This is a genomic window from Pseudoalteromonas luteoviolacea, from assembly GCF_001696455.1.
Lineage (GTDB): Bacteria > Pseudomonadota > Gammaproteobacteria > Enterobacterales > Alteromonadaceae > Pseudoalteromonas > Pseudoalteromonas luteoviolacea_C.
On sequence record NZ_MAUJ01000010.1, the window covers coordinates 116,716 to 132,319 of the forward strand.

20 protein-coding genes are annotated in these 15,604 nt (G+C 45.4%); 13 read left to right on the forward strand and 7 right to left on the reverse strand.

All coding sequences use genetic code 11. The features are described from left to right. Window positions 1-45: 45 nt before the first annotated feature. Together A7985_RS21760 and A7985_RS21765 are read right to left on the reverse strand one after the other, a co-directional pair. A complete protein-coding gene (locus A7985_RS21760; RefSeq protein WP_065792551.1) occupies window positions 46-1,293 on the reverse strand; it encodes an outer membrane beta-barrel protein in 1,248 nt (415 codons plus the stop codon). Next, window positions 1,286-1,993, reverse strand: a complete 708-nt coding sequence (locus tag A7985_RS21765) for a methylamine utilization protein (protein WP_256096829.1) — start codon at window positions 1,991-1,993, stop codon at window positions 1,286-1,288. Before A7985_RS21765 ends, A7985_RS21760 begins: the two co-directional genes overlap by 8 nt. 227 nt (window positions 1,994-2,220) lie before the next feature. On the opposite strand from A7985_RS21765, the gene A7985_RS21770 reads away from it, so the two are divergent. From A7985_RS21770 to A7985_RS21820, 12 genes are all read left to right on the forward strand, one after another. Beyond that, window positions 2,221-4,218, forward strand: a complete 1,998-nt coding sequence (locus tag A7985_RS21770) for a glycoside hydrolase family 97 protein (RefSeq protein ID WP_141685416.1) — start codon at window positions 2,221-2,223, stop codon at window positions 4,216-4,218. A gap of 325 nt (window positions 4,219-4,543) precedes the next feature. Continuing rightward, a complete protein-coding gene (locus tag A7985_RS21775; RefSeq protein WP_065792553.1) occupies window positions 4,544-6,034 on the forward strand; it encodes an AraC family transcriptional regulator in 1,491 nt (496 codons plus the stop codon). A gap of 94 nt (window positions 6,035-6,128) precedes the next feature. Next, on the forward strand, window positions 6,129-6,347 hold the full coding sequence (locus A7985_RS21780; protein ID WP_065792554.1) for a RebB family R body protein: 219 nt from the start codon (window positions 6,129-6,131) through the stop codon (window positions 6,345-6,347). A gap of 73 nt (window positions 6,348-6,420) precedes the next feature. After that, window positions 6,421-6,705: a RebB family R body protein gene (locus A7985_RS21785; RefSeq protein WP_063358518.1), complete on the forward strand. Its 285-nt coding sequence runs from the start codon at window positions 6,421-6,423 to the stop codon at window positions 6,703-6,705. A 38-nt stretch (window positions 6,706-6,743) separates the two neighbouring features. Then, window positions 6,744-7,010 carry a RebB family R body protein gene (locus A7985_RS21790; RefSeq protein WP_023401227.1) on the forward strand — a complete coding sequence of 89 codons (267 nt, stop codon included), beginning with the start codon at window positions 6,744-6,746 and terminating at the stop codon, window positions 7,008-7,010. 53 nt (window positions 7,011-7,063) lie between these two features. Next, window positions 7,064-7,333, forward strand: a complete 270-nt coding sequence (locus A7985_RS21795; protein WP_063372460.1) for a RebB family R body protein — start codon at window positions 7,064-7,066, stop codon at window positions 7,331-7,333. Window positions 7,334-7,435: 102 nt separating this feature from the next. Next, a complete protein-coding gene (locus A7985_RS21800; RefSeq protein WP_063372461.1) occupies window positions 7,436-7,732 on the forward strand; it encodes a hypothetical protein in 297 nt (98 codons plus the stop codon). 151 nt (window positions 7,733-7,883) lie between these two features. Beyond that, window positions 7,884-8,264: a RebB family R body protein gene (locus tag A7985_RS26770; protein WP_081310674.1), complete on the forward strand. Its 381-nt coding sequence runs from the start codon at window positions 7,884-7,886 to the stop codon at window positions 8,262-8,264. Between the two features lie 5 nt (window positions 8,265-8,269). Next, entirely contained in the window at window positions 8,270-8,512 is a 243-nt protein-coding gene (locus A7985_RS21810; RefSeq protein ID WP_065792555.1) for a hypothetical protein, read from the forward strand. A gap of 34 nt (window positions 8,513-8,546) precedes the next feature. Then, entirely contained in the window at window positions 8,547-8,828 is a 282-nt protein-coding gene (locus A7985_RS21815; protein WP_065792556.1) for a RebB family R body protein, read from the forward strand. 94 nt (window positions 8,829-8,922) lie between these two features. Beyond that, window positions 8,923-9,099 (forward strand): RebB family R body protein, encoded by a 177-nt coding sequence (locus tag A7985_RS25885; protein ID WP_081310675.1) that lies wholly within the window; start codon window positions 8,923-8,925, stop codon window positions 9,097-9,099. A 9-nt stretch (window positions 9,100-9,108) separates the two neighbouring features. Continuing rightward, complete coding sequence (locus tag A7985_RS21820; protein ID WP_063372465.1) at window positions 9,109-9,381, forward strand: hypothetical protein; 273 nt, start codon at window positions 9,109-9,111, stop codon at window positions 9,379-9,381. Here A7985_RS21820 and A7985_RS21825 read toward each other — a convergent pair. Together A7985_RS21825 and A7985_RS21830 are read right to left on the reverse strand one after the other, a co-directional pair. Then, window positions 9,371-9,817, reverse strand: coding sequence for a hypothetical protein (locus tag A7985_RS21825; protein WP_141685412.1), 447 nt, complete (start codon window positions 9,815-9,817; stop codon window positions 9,371-9,373). The two genes, A7985_RS21820 and A7985_RS21825, sit on opposite strands and share 11 nt — an antisense overlap. An 81-nt stretch (window positions 9,818-9,898) precedes the next feature. Then, window positions 9,899-11,083 (reverse strand): MFS transporter, encoded by a 1,185-nt coding sequence (locus A7985_RS21830; protein WP_065792558.1) that lies wholly within the window; start codon window positions 11,081-11,083, stop codon window positions 9,899-9,901. 74 nt (window positions 11,084-11,157) lie between these two features. Between A7985_RS21830 and A7985_RS21835 the strand changes: the two genes are divergently transcribed. Further along, on the forward strand, window positions 11,158-11,967 hold the full coding sequence (locus tag A7985_RS21835) for an AraC family transcriptional regulator (protein WP_065792585.1): 810 nt from the start codon (window positions 11,158-11,160) through the stop codon (window positions 11,965-11,967). A gap of 8 nt (window positions 11,968-11,975) precedes the next feature. Here A7985_RS21835 and A7985_RS21840 read toward each other — a convergent pair whose 3' ends face one another. The 3 genes from A7985_RS21840 to A7985_RS21850 all read right to left on the reverse strand — a co-directional run bounded on the left by A7985_RS21840 (window position 11,976) and on the right by A7985_RS21850 (window position 15,212). Further along, entirely contained in the window at window positions 11,976-13,061 is a 1,086-nt protein-coding gene (locus A7985_RS21840) for a hypothetical protein (protein WP_065792559.1), read from the reverse strand. A 214-nt stretch (window positions 13,062-13,275) separates the two neighbouring features. Continuing rightward, a complete protein-coding gene (locus A7985_RS21845) occupies window positions 13,276-14,247 on the reverse strand; it encodes a DJ-1/PfpI family protein (protein ID WP_065792560.1) in 972 nt (323 codons plus the stop codon). After that, window positions 14,244-15,212: a GlxA family transcriptional regulator gene (locus A7985_RS21850; RefSeq protein WP_065792561.1), complete on the reverse strand. Its 969-nt coding sequence runs from the start codon at window positions 15,210-15,212 to the stop codon at window positions 14,244-14,246. Before A7985_RS21850 ends, A7985_RS21845 begins: the two co-directional genes overlap by 4 nt. Between the last annotated feature and the right edge of the window lie 392 nt (window positions 15,213-15,604).

Here is a 15,604-nt window from a genome sequence, read left to right on the forward strand (position 1 = left end):
CCCATCAAGTGAAACCGTAAGGCTGCGATATAACGCAGCCTTACTCTAAAAGCGATATTCGCCACTCACTCGCCACAGTTGCTCAATCTGCCTTGTAGGGAAGTTGCCATCGGCACGATTAGCCACTTTGGTTTCTAAGTACTGGAATTCAGCACCGAGTCGCCAACTGTCGGTCAGGCGCCATTTTAGGGTTGTCGTAATTGCCCCGCCATCACTTGCGTTGGGGTCGAATGTCCAGTGATCCAAGTCTTTTACTTGGAATTGCTCAATACGCCCACTAATACGGAATTTCTTCCAGCGATGTGTTAACAACACAAACTGAGTATCGAAATCATTGTCCACTCCACGCGCTCTACCCATTGCAGTATTACCTGACATAGCCTGAGCAATTAAATGGGTTTGGCGAGTAATTTTGAATTTATATGCCAAGCTCCAAAACTTGGTATCCCACGCATATTGGCCGGTATCATAATTTACTATGGCAGGATCACCATTATTATCATACCAATATGCTCTTAATGAATGACGGTTTTGATAGCTCCAGTGGGCACCAATATAGTAGCCAAAGCGCCCATCTATTTCTGTGAAAGGCTCTATTTGCCATGCTTGACCACTGAGTTGAGGTGACATAAACCCCGCTGTAGGGCGCAGCCTCAACGATTCATTAAATACGGATTGTCTATCATGTGAAGAAAAACCTCGCCAAGACAGCACGGCCCCGGTCGGGTCATTGCCTTTGTAAACACCGACAAACCATTGCCAATTATGATCACTGGGGGTTTTCAAGCGCTTGCCACTGCGCTTAAGACTGGCCTCCAGACCAAAAACCCTGAGCTCTTCACCCAGCCATGCATTCAACGCCGAATAATTATAATTGTAAGGTGAAGACCAACCAATATCTGGGTTTTCTAAAGACATTTTGGGGTAAAAGCCACCTACTCGTAACTGTGGCTGATAGGCGCCTTTACTGATTGGTTTGTACTGAGCATAAAGCTCTGTAAAGCCCACCTTGCTATCAGGGTCTGGCACATATTGAACAACACTGTGCGCCGACCAGCTGCTGCTCAAGTCAAAGCGAGAATCAAGTACAGCCCGACTTAAGTTCAAGCGATCGTCACCCGCACCAAATCGATTAACCGAAGCCCCTCGTTCATACCAAGAGGCATACTCACTGGCAGACTGCCAGCTTGCTTGTATAAAGCCTTTGTGTTGCGCGCTTTGTCCATAAACCAATGGGCTTGCACTCAGCGCACCGCTCAACAGACATGCCGACACGACTTGCGATCTATTCATAGTCGTCAAATTCATCTGAAAAATCTTCCTTTGGTTTGAACAACGACTGATTAAGTTGGTACGTCAGCGTTTGATTAGTTTTAAGCGTTGTCATTTTTATCGATTCTGGTTGGTCTAAGTCAGCAAACCCTTCATGCCAAACATGAATTGTCACGTCTTGCGCAACGGGCTTACTCAAAGAAACGTCAGCCACTCCTTTATCATTTGTGATCGCAAAATGGGTGGAATCCACAACCAAAATATAACCCAACATCCAATCATGGATGTTACACCCCAGCTCTACTACACCAGTATTGGCAAACGTGAGCGCTTGTGGGTTATCACGATATAGTTTGAATTCAAAAGGTTGTGCTGCAGAAAAGGAATAAACATGATGCAAAATTGAGTCATAATTTGGAAAAGACACCTGAGCCCCTTTCGGTACCACCAAAATATGTGGCGTAAACGCTCTATCTCGCTGCCCCATTTTGTAGTCCAGCTTGGTTATGGCACTTTGTTTGGTTAGCTGACTGCTTTCAAACCATACAACTGCCTCATTCACCGGCTGGCCTTCCTCATCGGTCACCTTAACCGTGACAGCCTTGGCAGCCACACTGGTTGCCCCTAACACGGTGAATAAACTCACCCGTGCCAACGCCGATAACACTCGCCTTTTCCTGTTTCGCTTTGTTGGTATTTTTACTTGCTGTTGACGCTGCATATAACGCTGTCCTTATCAGGCCTAGTTTTTCATTTGAGTATAGACCGGACGACGTAAATAATGCATTCATCGCATTTTAAATTTGAATACGTATGCAAGCCATTTAGAGCCTCTTGAATTGCCCTTAAGCTAGATGTAACTAATTGCACAAAGAGAATAAAAAAATGCGTTACTCAAGCTCACTCAACCTTGTGGTTAGCCTGACCACGGGGCTTTTCGCGCTTAACATGACTGCCCATGCAGCCAGTTTCAGCGTTCAATCACCGGATAAGCAACTGACCTTCACAATCAGTGATGATCATACTCAGCCTAAGTACCAAGTAGCTTTTCAAGGCCAGACGATTATAAATCCATCGTCATTGGGGTTCGATTTTGCCCGCGCGCCATCCATGCGCGACAATATGTATATCAGCCATACCGAGCGGGCCAGCCGAAACAGTACTTGGCAACAACCTTGGGGTGAAGCCAGAGAAATTACCGATCATCACAACGAACTACTGGTCACCTTTGCAGATAAAACCACCAAAGCGACTCAGTACCGTGTTCGTATTCGTGTCTTTGATGATGGATTGGGGTTCCGCTACGAAGTCAATCAAGATGGCGCTCGATATATTACGCGTGAACTTACTGAGTTTAGCATTACGGACAGTGACCAAAGCCAAGCTTGGTGGATCCCTGCTAGAGGCTGGAACCGCTACGAGTACACTTACAATACCACCTCATTGCATAAAGCTGCGCACGTACATACACCGTTTACTTTTAAAAATAATCAGGGTGTACATATGAGTATTCACGAGGCGGCACTTGTGGACTATGCCGGTATGACATTAAACCAGCGCAGGCCGGGCACCTTCGTCAGCGACTTAACGCCTTGGTCTGATGGCATCGCAGTTAAAACCAACGGTCAGTTTAAAACACCTTGGCGTACCCTTCAGGTAGGCGATCAAGCCACGGATTTGCTCAACTCTCATCTTATTCTCAACCTGAACGAACCGAATAAACTGGGTGATGTATCTTGGGTTCAACCAGGAAAGTACACGGGCATTTGGTGGGGCATGCATATCGGCAAGCATACTTGGGGCAGTGGTAAAAAGCATGGCGCAACCACAGAGCGCACTAAAAGATACCTCAGCTTTGCCGCAGAACATGGCTTTGACGGTGTGTTAGTTGAAGGCTGGAATGTCGGCTGGGATGGCGATTGGTTTTTCAATGGCGATGTATTCAGTTTTACCCAAGCCTACCCTGATTTCGACATTGATGCCATTAAGGCACATGCGGACAAAGTGGGCGCACGCCTGATTGGCCACCATGAAACATCTGGTAATGTCAGTAACTATCGAAAGCAAATGGATGAAGCCTTTAAACTGTATGAACAGGCTGGAGTCACACAGGTAAAAACAGGCTATGTTGCAGATGGAGGCAATATCAAACGCATTGACGAACGTGGCCATGCAAGGTTCGAGTGGCATGACGGACAGTTTATGGTGAATGAATATTTGGACAACATCAAACTCGCTGCAAAGTATAAAATTAGTATTAACACCCATGAGCCAATCAAGGATACCGGCCTGCGCCGTACTTATCCGAACTGGCTTACCCGTGAAGGTGCAAGAGGCCAAGAGTTCAATGCTTGGGGCACTCCGCCGAATCCACCCGAACACACCCCCATGCTCGCCTTTACGCGCATGCTAGCCGGTCCGATGGATTTTACACCGGGTATTTTTGATATGGGTTTCAATGGGCTTGGTGATAAAACCAATAGACCGCAAACAACGCTGGCCAAACAGCTTGCCCTTTATGTTGTGCTATATAGCCCTGTTCAAATGGCCGCTGATTTACCTGAAAATTATCTAGCAAGGCCAGATGCATTTCAGTTTATTAAAGATGTGCCCGCAGACTGGGAGCACAGTATCGCACTGGCTGGAGAGGTCGGAGACTACGTTGTATTTGCTCGTAAAGAACGTGCACGCGGAAAATACGCAGGCAACGATTGGTATTTAGGCGCAATTACCGATGAGCAGGCGCGCAAGTTGACTGTCGAGTTGGACTTTTTGTCACCTGGCCAACGCTATGAAGCACAAATCTATCAAGATGGTGACAACGCCAACTGGCAACAAAACCCGTATGCACTGACCGTTAAAAAGCATATAGTGACACACAAAGACACACTGTCCCTCAACTTAGCGACCAGTGGCGGAACCGCTATCCGCTTCAAAGCACTATAGATTTCACTCACAGAAAAGGCGTCTAATAACACGCCTTTTCTTTACAAACTCTCCGTTACGAACTAAACCTATTTGGGTAGTCCCTCACCACCTCACCATCGAAATAACCACTTAATTACACGTTAAATTAACCTTCGCGTAATAATATGTAATTAATAGTTCGTAAGTTACCCCGATTGAAAACGAGAAAAATTACTTAAGTTGTATCCACAGCCTTAAATCACCTTGTTTGTAAATTTCCAAATGTGTAAAAAGCAAAATATTGTGTTTTTTACTTAGAAAGGATTTTCGCTAGACAAAAGTTAATATTGCTTTGGAGTCAACGATGAATGAATCAACATTAAGCGCTATCTCACCATCAGATGCGATAGAAAACCAATTACCCCTCACTCAATCACTTACTCGCTATCTTAATGCGAGATGTCCAGAACACACCCTGCGACAGCTTTCTTTAGAAGTGGAAGACAAAACGCAACAGCTAAAAACACACATTGTGTTTAATCAAGAAAACAATTCTGTAAGCAACAACCAGCAGAGTTATCCCATTGTATATCAGAGAAAACGTATTGGGGCTTTAAATCTACTCACCAAAAGTAGCCTGCCTCGTCCGACACAATCAGAACTCACACAGCTTTCAAGCCAAATAGGTATACTGGTTAAACGCAATGCAATTCAGACACTATCTCGCAGGTACCTTGGCAAAAAAGCGTCACTGCAAGGCTATAGTGATCAAATATTAAATTTGGAAAAAACCATTGAGCGGATAGCCGCTAAGTTATGTCCAGTCTATATCCAAGCTGAGTCAGGCAGTGAAGTCATTGATGTCGCCTGCTCGATCCACTTTAGTAGTTACGCAAAACACCATCCATTTTACGAAATTGACTGTGCCAGCTGCGACGAGGACGATTTTGCCAAAAAACTACACCACGTAAATAAAACGATGAATCAGGGGTGTATTTTTTTCAGCCATATTGATGCGCTATCTTTAACACAGCAAAAGTATCTACTCGAACAACTCACCACACAAAGTAGAAACAGTGCGAGCTATACCAGCAAAATTGACTTGCAGCGTATTCGCATCATTAGTGCCAGTGAATCTGACATCCAAACACTCGTTGACCAAGCACGGTTTCTGCCGAGTCTGTGGCAAAAATTAAACTTTTTCAGTTTGCAGATCCCACCATTGCGTGAACGACCTGATGATATTTATACACTGGTCGATCAGCTCTCCGAAGTCTACCAGCTTTCACCTCAACAGCAGTTAACTGAACAAGCGAAATCGGTTTTAAAAAACTACCGTTGGCCTAACAACATTGCCGAGCTGGAAAAAGTATTACTGCGTACTTTTACGTTGGCGCAAGAGAATGACATCAGCGAACACACCTTAGTTAATATTTACCCTGAGCTTGCAAATACAAACGCATTTACGCAAAATCCACAAAATTGTGTGGAATATTTGCTGGCTGGTGATTTAACACCGTTTAACAAATACCACCCCAGCTTGCAAAAGGCGCTGTCCTATATTCTAGAGCACTGGCAACGCGATATCTCTCTTAAAGAGTTGGCCGCCAATGCCTATGTTAGCTCGTCACACCTGTCTTACTTATTCAAACGCGCTTTACAGCGCAGTTTCAAACAAATTCTCGCGGAACTTAGGATCCGCAAAGCTTGCCAATTAATAGAACACAATCCAAACCTACGTATCACTGACTTGTGTATGGAAGTTGGATTTGGCGACCTCAGTCACTTCGAGAAAATCTTCCGTCGCTACACACAAATGTCTCCTCGCGAATATAAAAAGCGTCAGCAACCGTAACTGCCAAATTTACCCCTACTTTTCAATATATTGAGCCGATTAATTACGACGGTAAATACCTAAACTGGCTGTATTGAAAACGACGGGTAACAACATGGCAGATATAGAAGCACTAAAGCAACTGAACGAATTGGTAGCGCAGCAAGCACCAGGTCTCTCACGGGATATGTTATTGCAAGCTACCGCGCAGTCTTTAGGTAACTCTGCTCATAATGCCACGCTCGCACAAAATCAGCACAACGCCATTATTAAGACCAATACGGCACTGGCAAGTGAGATGTTGCTGAGTATGGGCCCGAAAGCGTCGAAATAGTTTTTTGCCAGCGGTTTTGGCTAAAACGTACGGTCTTTGAAGACCAATAACTAACCAATAGAAGGAAAACACTATGGCAGCAGCACCAAGTGCGGCAGGTGGTGTAAACGGCCAAGTGACAGACTCTGTCACTCAGGTAAACACCAGTGTCACAGGTTCAACACCTGCATCAAGTACGGGCAACCTACTACTGTCAACAAGTCATGCATTAGGCACCGCAGCACTCAATGCAACGACAGGTAACCAGCAAGCAGGTATTACGATGCAGGCGGCGACAGTTCAAGGCATTAACTCACTCATGTCAACAGGCACAGCCGTTGTTGGGCGTGGAAGTTCAGAAATTCTTAGCAAAGGCTAATTCAGCCAATTAATTAACTATTTAACGAGGAAAATATCATGGCAGATACAGTAAACGCAGCAATCACAGATTCAGTTACTCAAGTAAACACTAAAGTTGTTGGCGAAACACCAGCAATGGCAATGGGCAACCTATTAATGTCTACAAGCCAAGCATTGAGTAACGCTGCGCACAACGCGACTTCAGCGCAACAACAAGCACAAATCACAATGCAAGCTGCAACTGTACAAGGTGTTAACTCACTGATGTCTATCGGTAGCTCAGTGGTTGGCCGCAGTGCTGAAGGCATCATCGAGAAAGGCTAATCGCTGACTCGCTAAATGCACATCCACTTAATCAAAATTAACAGGAGTCAATCATGGCAGATACAGTTAATGCACAGGTTACAGATTCAGTTACGCAAGTGAATACCAAAGTTGTTGGTGAAACACCTGCAATGGCAATGGGTAACCTACTCATGTCTACCAGCCAAGCATTAGGTACCGCAGCGCACAATGCAACAGCTGCACAACAACAAGCAGCCATCACAATGCAAGCAGCTACCGTACAAGGTGTTAACTCACTGATGTCTATCGGTACTTCAGTCATTGGTCGCAGTGCTGAAGACATCATAGAGCCTGATGCTTAATCGGAATTGGATTTGTTGATTAAAGGATACTGATCCACTATCCCAACCAAGCTCTTAGTGATTGAATCACCGCTAAGAGCTTTTTACTGTTTGGAGTTACATATGGAAAACCTCAATAGTGCACCTGATGCCGCTGAGTCTGCGGTACAAAGTGCGCAGCAATCAATTGCTCAATCCACCGCATTGGCTCTCTCGGATGCAACCGATAACTTACGTAACCTCAATACTTTGAGTACTACTGCAATTGGCGTCGCACTGTCTCAATACATAGAAACTGGCGATGATAAGTTTTCAAAAATCATTGAAGATGCACAATCAATAGTGAGTCGCGGCGCGGATAACTTCAGTGCCGTTGGAGAAAAAATTGCCACTGTCCTACATGAAAATCAAGACGAATAGCCACGTTGGGGGCACGCCCCCAAAATCCTAAAAAAGCCCGAATCAAATCTAGCTTTACCCGATTTTTAAACGGTCAATCTTCGTATTCTAGTTGCAATTACTGCTCAGTTGTTGAGCGACTAACCAGTTTGAATTTAACGAGGACTAAATCATGAGTGAGCAAGACAAAGACAGCGTGCCATTTTCGCAACAAGCGACGAGTATGACTGAAACTACTTTAGCGGAGACACTCGGGCTATCAATGCATAATGCCGTTACCAGTCAACAGCACGCCCAAATGACCACCGCGGCTTCAATTACCAATGCCTGCGCCAGATTGCTAAAAACGCCTAATCCAACCCAGGCAACTGAAAAAGACAAAGAAAAACCACAAGACACGGCCGATGAAGCCATGGTAGCAGAACCCGCAGAGCCTGAACCAAACAAAAAAGAGAAAAAACCCCGTTTCAATCTCTTTCGCTTTGGTAAGAACAAGCAAACGGCACCAAAAGAAGAACCAACCAAGCCCGATGAACCAACTGATACGGAGTAAATACAATGACTTCACTTGCCAAATACAGCGCACTTTACGAAGAGCATATGGCGCAGATCCAAGCCCTCTCTGAAAAGCAAGAACAAGAAGTAGCAGACTTACTGGCAGAAAATGATCAAAGACTAGCGTCTTTAGCGCCATTTTCTGACGCGCAGAGTGTTAATCAAGAAGTCACCAAGCAGTTAGAAGCCGTCGAGGAACAGATCAACGACGCACTCGATGAAATTAATAGCCAGCTTATTGGCTAGTTCGACCATACATTAAACTGAAAAGGAAATAGCAATGGCTAAAGATCCAGCTGTAAACAAACAAATTACCGACTCTATCACCCAAGTAAATACCAAGGTACTTGCAGATAATCCCGCAATGGCCATGGGAAACCTCTACGCTTCAATGGGAGCAGCCCTGTCAAATGCAGGTCACAACGCAGCTAATGCGCAGCAACAAGCCGCGATCACGGTACAGGCCGCGACAATCCAAGGCGTCAACGCTTTAGGGGCGGTCGGCAGCGCGGTACTTGGACGCGCGGCATCTGCCATCACTGAAAAAGATGATGGTCAATAGGTAACCTATAGTGCAGAGGCGATCCTCGCCTCTGTTTGAGCATTTGTTTTCCACTTAATTGACAATTTGCGTTATTTTTAAGAGGTCAAAAACTATGTCCGACAAAAATGGACCCAGTGTCGAAGAAATCATCTCACAGTTGAGTGATTCTGCACTTGCTGACACCGTGGGGTTAATGATGCAGAACGCGGTGACTGCGCAGCAAAGTGCGCAAACTTATACATCAGCGTCCGTCTCTTCCGCCTGTGCTCTGATCCTCGCACAAGGTTGATAAATTACCATGGCAGACAAAACTGCAGCATTGATCAAAGCTCAGCAAGCAGTTGCACAGTCAACATCCATGGCGGTGCAAGACGCAACCGATAACTTGCGTAATTTAAGTACCATCACTACCACGGCTATTGGTGTTGCGCTTTCTCAGCTACTTGCAACGGGCGATCCGAAATATGTCAAAGTCATTGAAGAAGCCCAAAAAGCAATGACCAAAGGCACAGAGAACTTTTCTGATGTAGGCACAAAAGCAGCGAAAATCTTGAAAGACTTTACCCCTTAAGGCACTCGCTGTTTTTGTACCATTCCTTATTCATTATCCGATAGTAGCTCAACAGTTTGGAATACTTACCAACAGACCTTAACCCCACGATTAAATGGTCCACACAATTGTATTTGGCAATATCGTAATCTGTCGACTTACCTTGGTTCAATTTGACAAACAGCTTATCGATAAGCGTAACGGGCATTTTTTTCGCCACCAGCTCTCGTGCAAATACTTTTTCTCGTTTTGGTATTGGCTCTGAACAAAACCCAGCAAATCCAAACCCATAAGCAAACCAGCGCCCGTTTAGGTTATTGCGCAGCACCAAACTGGCATGACGATGATGCAATGGATGATTTAAAGGCAAACCTAAAGCATCTGTTGCTCGGCTAATACGCATATAGGTAAAGACCATAAAGGTCTCGGTAGAATGTAGAGGTGTGGATGTGGACATGGACCACCTGGTTAGCTAACTATCTCTATAGACTAACCAAATGGTCCTATATTCACTCGCGGTAACGAATGCGAAATCAGGTTAAATTTGGGAAGCTTGTGCGCTATGTACTCGACGTAAATGGGGCGTAATAAATTGGCTCAAAATCAGTGAACATGCAGCCAAAGCGGCACCAAAATAAAATACCAAAGACTGATCATAGAGCCACACAACCCCAAAACTGGCAGGGATAACGACCGCCGCAATATGGTTAATTGTAAAGCTCACCCCCGCTGTTGCAGCAATGTCTTCCGGTTTCGCTATTTTTTGGAAATAGGTTTTCAATGCAATGGCCATAGCAAAAAAGATATGGTCAATCACATACAGTACAGCAGCGAAGTTTGCAGACTCCACCACTGCATAGCCAATAAAGACGCCTATTAAGCCGATATACTCCACCGTCAGTGCTTTTTGCTCACCAATACGCCCTATCCAGCTACCGATTTTTGGCGCGAGAAAAATATTAATCACGTGGTTGAGCATATACAGTGCGGTGATTTCGGCTACGTCATAGCCAAACTTTTCAACCATTAAGAAGCCCGCAAAAACCATAAATATTTGTCTGCGAGCGCCGGAGAAAAACACCAGCAGGTAGTACAAGCTGTATTCTTTTCGTAATATCAGTTTTTTATTTTGGGGAGCAGATTCAATAAACTGAGGGTGTGTAGCCGCGAGAAATAATGTCACCAACAGACCAGCCCCACCAATCAATAGGTACATCCATACATAGTCACTTTGAAATACACTGAAGCCAAGCCAAATTACAGCAAATGTTGCCAATGCTGCCATCGACTTTACAGACAGTAATTGGCCTAGCTTTTCTGCGGCTTCATCTTTTTTAAACCATTGCAAACTTAAAGATTGATTGAGCGTTTCAAAGTAATGAAAACCAATGGACATCAATACCGTGGTTGCATAAAGGCCATATATCGTCGGAAACAGCCCCGTCACAGCGACCCCGATAGAGAGCAAACATAAACTGATCACGGCAAATGTTTGCTCCTTTAAAACGAGCAGAATAAATACTGCGGTAAATGCCAAGAAACCGGGGATTTCACGGAGTGATTGCAGCATGCCCATATTCGCCCCCGTAAACTCTGCCGCCTCTACAGCAAAGTTATTCAGCATTGCGGTCCAACCGGCGAAGGCCATGGCCATCACAATGGTTGCTAACACCAAAAAGCTCATTGGAGTTGGGGTAATTTGCCAAAAACGTCGTTTATTCATTCACTATCCTAAGCACATTGAGAGAAAAGCCTGATTAGTATATGCTCAATTTTTGTTGGCCAAAATTCAAATACATGACAGAAAATTTATCAAAACAGACAAATCAATCTTGGCAGCATGTTAAATCTCGCTTTAAGCGTACCTCTTTAGGCAGGCCTGTTTTTCCGCGCGCTTCCACCATGCCTGAGTGGGAACATGTGGAAGAGCACAGCCACGCTTGGGGGCAGCTGACCTATATCAACAACGGTGTGATGACAATCTTTACTCCGCAGGGGACGTTTGTGATCCCACCCCAACAAGCCCTGTGGATCCCGCCCAATGTCGCTCACGAAACCTATTGCCGATATGGCGGTCACTTTCGTAGTGTCTATATAGATCAAAAGTATGAATCCCTATTAGGCAGCACCGCCAAATCTCTGGTTGTCAGTGACTTACTCAAAGCGATGATTTTGGAGATATGTACATGGCCAGAAGACTACCCACTAGATGATAAAACGCAGCGTTTTATAGACGTGTTTGTAGATAGACTCGAAGTCGCGCCCACCAGTGATTTCTTTATACCCAGTGCACAAGATCCGCGCTTGCATCCAATCGTATCTGAGTTGTATGCAAACCCTGGGAGCGCGCTCACATTGGAGCAATGGGGCCAACAAGTTGGCGCCTCCAGCCGAACATTAAACAGACTGTTTCACAAAAATTTTGCCATGGGGTTTAGTCAATGGAAACAAAAACTAAGGGCGCTACGAGCCGTTGAAATGCTCAATGCAGGTCAGTCGCAACAAATCATTGCGCAGCAACTGGGATTTGAGTCCAGTAGTGCGTTCAATAGCGCCTTTAAAAAGGTGTTTGGGGTTCCCCCCAAACAGTACTGCAAACAATCATGATGGCCAGTTTACCAGTGTAATACAGTGCGCAACGTCATCACATTTTGCCAATTGGCTATTACATCAGGTTCATCGCTATTGACGACCCCATCGTGCCACTGCGCCGCGACCGTGGTATGCAAGTTTTCTGACCAGTCATATTTTACGTAGCATTCAATCATGCGTGTTATGGCTGATAGGCCATCTGAAGACTCGTTGCCGATAAAACTTGCTCCAGCAGCAAACGTATATGCTTGACGTGTATATTGACCTGAAAGACTCGCAAAATGGGTTTGCTCAGATGCCTGATTGTCTTCCGTGAGCCGATAACTGCGACTATGCCCCAAGCGGCTGTGCAGCTGAGCACTGCCCATTTCTTTGTAAAGCGCACTGTATACCCCATGCCGCTTGGTATCACTGTTGTGCCAACTGCCCAAGGTCACCGTCACGTTACCAGCCAGCTGTCGCTGGCCTTCCAAAGTGGTAAATACCCCATCGCCGCCGTCTATTTGATTCAATGTATCAGTATAATTACCTTGGTTGTCAGCCAACCCTCTGGCAGTTGACAACAATATACGCCAACGCCACTGCTCGTCGGAAGTTTCCCCCTGATAACGCACGGCTGGCGCATAGTCAGGAAAATCTATGCTGGGGTTATTGACAAACCCAGCAGCCATAAACTGCCCAACCTCATCATTGGCTACCTCATTGGTGTCAACCAACATACTCACCTCAGCAAGACCCAATAACACCTGTTGCGCGTTGTTTGGTAAAGCATATTGCCAGTATAAAGCAGATATTTGAGCGCGGCTGGAGCCACGACCATCTTCGGTTGTTGCGGCGTCTTCATTGGTATTACCGAGCCAAGATGACACGCCCCCTTCACTCGGGTTTCGGCTGTATTCGAGCCACATAAACCAAGTATACTGCGCGTTTGTCATCGTACTTTCGAAGTCAATGGAATAGAGCCGTTCCCGCTCAACATCCAACCTGCCTTCCTGTGAAGTTATGCTATTCGCACTAGGTACAAATTGATCGCTCACAAGCACCGAACCACTGGATTCATATTTGAATTGGCCAGTGCTTGATGTCGCATGTCCCGCGTTAATATTCATTCCAATCGCCATCAACCAGACGCCGAATTTAGCTGTTTTCCGATACACTTTACTTTCTCGCCATTGTGTTTTGTGATGACGAAAAATTATCAGCTCTCGGGCATAAAGGCTGAGCCAAATCTACGTAATATCAAGGCAAACTCAGCCAAACAGGAACACAAGGTCAGTCATGAATAAAAGGCGCTTCAGGTAAGCGCCCAATGACAATCGCTCGTCATAGTTGTCGTGTCAGTGTGAGGTGTGCGGTAATCTGTTTCTCATCGACGGGTTTCATACTGATATGCAATAACCACTGCGCATCATCGCGCTCAACAGACCAAGTCAATGCACCGCTTATTCCCCTGCGCTGCCAACCCGCTGTGGTCATTTGTTGTTCAAGCCATGCCGTTAAATGACTCGCTTGTTTCGCTCCCATATCAAAAATGTAACCCTGATACCAAGCCTGCTCATCACCGTAGTGAAATGTGCGTGTACGCATCGCTATACCTTGAGGTAGGTCTTGGAAGTCTGGTAAAACACGATCGGCCATTTTGCCACGTATGTATCCGCCACCCGGTGCCCACTGGTACTCTATTTTAGCAGCCACAGAGCGGGCTGCGCGCGCGCCTTTAACCTTTGCGACTAACGACAAGGCGCCATCAATCCCAGAGGATAAGCCTGCGGTTGTGAGTATTTTGCCATTGTCGGTGAGCTTTTCATCTCGTACCAAGGTGACTTTTGGATAGTGGTGCTCAAAACTGTCAAACGCTTTCTCAATGGTGGTGGCATTTAACCCATCCAATAACCCTGTACTTGCGAGGATAAACGCGCCATTACACACAGACATAACATATTGAGAAGTCCGACTTTGTGCCACAATCCAGTTTTTAATCTTGGCATCTTCGAGTAACTGGCCATTGACGTTTCCGCCAGGAATAAGCAATGCATCGAACTGCATATCGCTAGAAAATGCCCGCTCAGGGGATACCTTCAGACCCATTGCGGTATTAATTTCGCGCCCGTCTTTGCTCACCGTGGTAATGCGGAATCCGGCTTGACCAAACACCTCTATCGGGCCGACAAAGTCGATAGCTTGCGCACCTTCAAATAACATCACCCCGACGTGAAAGGCGTTTTCATCATTAGAATGTGCGTTGGCTTGCACACAGCTTAAGCACAGCAACCACATTGCTACTATTTTTTTCATTGTTTTATTTCCAAAGTAAAGTTGTCGCGAAATTGCGTGGGAGTAACCCCATACTCTTGGGTAAATTTACGGGTTAATAAGGGAGGAGTCCCAAACCCTGTTCTGACACTGATCTGCGCGACCGAAAGTTCCGAATTACACAGTAAGTTTTTGGCCTTTTCTAATCTCAATAACAGCACAAAACGCATTGGAGCAAGGCCTACTTTGTCTTTAAACACGCGCCGAAAATGGCGCGGGCTCAGAGCGGCCTGCTCAGCGAGTAGCTCGAGCGATAATGGTTTATCTATGTTGCGCTGGATATACTCAATGGACCCTTGAAAGCGCTGTGATAACGTTTGCTGTGCTGACAGTAAATTAGAATACTGGCGCTGATCACCACTTCGTCTCACATACATCACCATATATTGCGCAACTTGTTGCGCCAGTGTCGCACTGTGGTCTTGAGCGACCAAACTCAGCGCAAGATCAATCCCTGCGGTAAGACCTCCTGACGAATAGACTTCCTCACTTTGCACAAATAGCTTTTCCGACTCCACCACTACCTGTGGAAACTGCTGCGCCAGTTTGTCCGCAAAATCCCAATGCGTAGAGAGTTTGAGAGCACGCTCAGGCCACATAGCAGCTACGATAAATGCGCCTGTGCAAATGCTCACAATGCGTTTACTGTTATCAGCCAATTGTCTCAATTGTGCCATTTGGTGTTCATTCTGCATGACAGATTGACACCCACGACCACCCACAATCACCAAGGTGTGTAACTGTTTGCAATTGCCCACAGTCTCATCAGCAAGTGTCTGCAGCCCACTCTCTGAACGCACAGCCGATGCATCGCTTGTCAACGTTACTAACTCATAGCCGATCTCTGGTGCGAGCAAATCATTGGCAACCGCAAAAGCATCTAATGGTCCAGCTAGGTCAACCGTTTGAAATTCATCATAAATAAAAAAACCCACTCTATGTGACATAAAATAACTCCTTTGTGATCAAGCATACCTTAGTATCTAAATGACCTTAAGGACATACACTTATCTAAAAAGGCCATGAGTTACTTGATTGAATCCCTGTTGAAACAATCGATATCGACGCTGCCCGCTGACTTCTGAGCAGCACGGTCTTTAACATATAAAATAACTAATAAAATCCTGAGCAATTACCACGGTATTTAGGGCCTTGAGCAACAATCAACCAGCCAGATTTATTGTTAAAAGCTAAACTAAAAACCCGCCATAAAAACGTATTCCTCTGGTGTAAACTTGTCTAAATACTTTCAACACAAAAGAAGTAAGACCATGTATTTAAATATAAATTGATAGAAACCTCGGCTTTCCAACAATAGAAACAAGCCACAAAGCCAAAC